The sequence below is a fragment of the Microcoleus sp. D3_18a_C4 genome, assembly GCF_036702415.1.
Taxonomy (GTDB): Bacteria; Cyanobacteriota; Cyanobacteriia; order Cyanobacteriales; family Microcoleaceae; genus Microcoleus.
The window spans coordinates 1-3,410 of the sequence record NZ_JAUBTI010000201.1 but is presented as its reverse complement, the minus strand read 5'-3'; the positions used below and the strand labels follow the sequence as shown (position 1 = coordinate 3,410).

Sequence of the window (3,410 nt, the reverse complement as noted above, 5' to 3'; positions counted from 1 at the left end):
TATTGTACAATACGCGAGCGGGGACGCTCGCACTACAATAAAAAAAATGCTTTTTACAAAACTGAGATGCTCCCATTCTTGTCCCCCCCTTATTAAGGGGGGTTAGGGGGGATCAGATTCTACGGGGCCTCATAAAAAATTGGTATAACCCATAATGACAATGCCGCCTCGCGATGACAATATCTCCCTTTCTGCCAATAATAAAATAATACAAACTCTTACCAAAAATTATGAACACCGCCTACCAAATCAAACCTTGGACACAAGTTGTTACTCCCCACGCCGATATTTTAGAAGGAAAACTAGATAACGCCACCTACGCGGCCAGCTTAAGTTCAGTTGTCCGCAATTCCCCAAACTGCCCCAAAGTTTACCGCGATGCCCGTGATTTTTTTAATGCTACTTATCTGACAGCAGAATTGAGAAAATTATTAGAAAGTGTTGTCAAAGGATTGTGTGGAGAAGCTGGCGACAGAGTATTACAATTGCGTACACCATTCGGCGGCGGTAAAACCCACGCTTTACTGTGTTTATATCACCTTGTCCAACACCGAAGCCAACTGCAAGGAATTCCACAATTAGACACATTACCCAACCCAGGCGAAGTTAATGTGATTACCTTAATTGGTTTAGATATTGATATCACGGGCATTCCTATTGAAAACGGCCCAACTGTTCTCACACCTTGGGGCTATTTAGCTTGGAAAATTGGCGGTTATGAGGCTTATGCCCTGGTGGAAACAGAAGATAAACAACGCATTGCCCCTGGTAATGACAAGCTGCGTCAAATCTTTGCTGACAAAACAGTTTTGCTGCTAATGGATGAGGTGATTGTCTATGTCGAAGGCGCAATGGCTTTAACGGTAGGGGAATCAAATTTTGGTCGGCAAATCCTCACTTTTATTCAGAAGCTGACTGAAGTTGTCCGCGAATTGCCCCGCGCAGTTTTAGTTTATTCTCTACAAGCTAGCGTGCAAGAAGCTTTCGGGAATGAAGGGGTATTAAACACTTTAGATAAATTAGTCAGTCGCATTGATGCGAAAAAAGAACCTGTGACTGGCGATGAAGTAATGCGCGTCATTCAACGCCGCTTATTTGCTGATGTGGGCGACCCAGCTATCATCAAAGAAGTGGCGCGACAACAAGCTGAATTATACCGCAAATTCCGGGAAAGTTACGCAGAAACTAATCGGGAAAAACAGCAAATACAGCAACAAGTAGAAATACTAGCAGAACGTATTGAAATTAGCTATCCTTTCCACCCGGATTTACTTGATTTAATGTATCATCGCTGGGGAAGTTTACCGAGTTACCAGCGCACGCGGGGCGCACTACAATTTCTGGCTTCTACTGTTTACGGTTTGCGAGAGGCAAATGATACTTCTTGGCTAATTACTCCCGCTAATATTCCGTTCCATAATGAAGCCACCCGTAGCGCTTTCTTTACCCAAGTCGGAGAAAGAGAAGCTTACAGTTCTGTCTTGAATGCTGACTTAATTGGTCGTAAAGCTAAGGTCAAAATAGTAGATAATCGCATTGGTCAAGATTCCCCGGCTTTGGCACTGTTAAAAGTAGGAAGTCGCCTCACTTCTGCTATTTTAATGTATTCTTTTGGTGCCAGAGGTGGAGAAGACCGAGGCATTTTGGAGCAAGATGTTATCGCGGCTTGTCTCGCCCCTGGATTGGAACGCACAACAATCACGGCGACGCTAAGTGATTTGCGAGAACAGTTGCTTTATTTGCACTATGTCGGTAAACGCTATCGCTTTGAAACTAAAGCTAATCTGAATAAGTTAGTGGCGGATGAGGAAAGCAATATTAGTGGGGAAGAAGTGTTAGAACGCATCCGTACAGATTTGAGCAAGGCTTTACAAAATCCTCGCGGCAAAGTCGTGTTGTGGCCGAAAGATTCTGCGGCAATTCCTGATAATATTTCTCAGTTTAGTGTTGTCTATCTTGACCCAAGCTGGGCGGAAAAAAGCCAGGAATTAATATTAGCTGATGCCTTGACATGGCTGGAAAATCGTGGTAATGATAAACGGGATTACAAAAATGCTTTGGCGTTTGTGATTCCGAAGGTGGTGCAGATGGAGAAGGCGCGAAAGGGGGCGCGGACAGCGTTGGCGATTTCTTCTCTGCTAGAACAGAAGAAAAAATACAAGTTCACTGCGGGAGATACGGAGGAATTGACTAGCAAAGGTCAGGAATCTGCGAATGAAATCAGCGCGGCAATTCGCCGTCTCTATGAAGATATTCTGCTACCGGTGCCTGACACAACTAGCAATGCTCCTCTGCGCTTGGAAATGATTGATTTGCAGTCTCAGCTTAATACGAGTCAAAACCTGCAAGACCGGGTATTGGATGCTCTGAAAAATTATGTTTTTGATTCGATAACGCCTACTAAGTTAGTGCGACTTTCTGGTTTGGAAAGTTCGGAAACTGAATTTATCAAGGGTGAGGAATTGGTGGGTTACTTTTTCCGATTCCCCAATTTTCCGAAGTTGTTGGGTGTTGATCCGATTAAGAAAGCTATTCTGGAGGCGATCGCCAATGGCGTTTTGGGTTATGTCCCGCGCTTGACTATCAATGCCGATCGCCCTCCGAATGTAGAAAATCCTGCCCTCATCAGCTTTGCTAAGGGAATTCCGGCCGATGAGTTAGATTTGTCCGGCTATTTGTTGTCTCCTAGCTTGGTAATGAAGCTGCGGGCGATCGTACCACCCGACGAAAATCAGCAAATTCTGGTTTCTGACTCGGAAAATGATAGCAATACCAGCAGTGGCGATGTTTGGGGTGAAGTCAGCCGCACAACCAAAGCGGCAGGGGAAGACAAAAAAACCGTTGAATATAAGTCGGAAACAAGCAGCATCAAGCGTTCTGTTTTGGTTGACATAGTAGACGGGAAACAACAAGCTCATTACTACACTTTGAGCGCGATTACTAACAAATCCCAAATTTTTGAGTTGTTTCAAATACTGCCAGCACTATCTGACAAAGCGGATAATATGTCAGTTACAATTGAAATTAAGGCACACGCAGTTAAGGGATTTGACCAGAATTGGCTCAGGAATGCGATCGAAGAACCTATCGACGAAATGGACATTAAGGCATCTACACGGTTGGAGTAACAGCTTCAGGGTGTAAGCTGTTGGGCAAATAAACATTGCATATTCGGGCGCTGCTGGGAGCAACGCCCCACTCATTCTTTGATTGATTTTTGACACACAATGTTTATTTGCTGCAACAGCTTATAGCGTTAATCCAAGTTTAGTTCCTATTCTCAGTCGTTGGGTGGGGGCGGGTTTATTATATTGTTGGTTTCTGACATAAATGGTTGGTGAACCCGCCCCTTGTATCTTAAAGGAGTCAGTAGATCGCCACGTCATGGATTCGATCGAGCCGACTTTCAG

Annotated in this window: 1 protein-coding gene; it reads left to right on the top strand. The window is 44.4% G+C overall.

Going from position 1 to position 3,410, the window contains the following annotated elements; genetic code table 11:
* Positions 1-230: 230 nt before the first annotated feature.
* Positions 231-3,128, top strand: coding sequence for a DUF499 domain-containing protein (locus QUB16_RS32985; protein WP_333322579.1), 2,898 nt, complete (start codon positions 231-233; stop codon positions 3,126-3,128).
* Positions 3,129-3,410 lie beyond the last annotated feature (282 nt).

Bases quoted from the DNA above. Each gene is read 5' to 3' on its own strand.
- QUB16_RS32985 (WP_333322579.1), top strand. From the start codon at position 231: ATGAACACCGCCTACCAAATCAAACCTTGGACACAAGTTGTTACTCCC.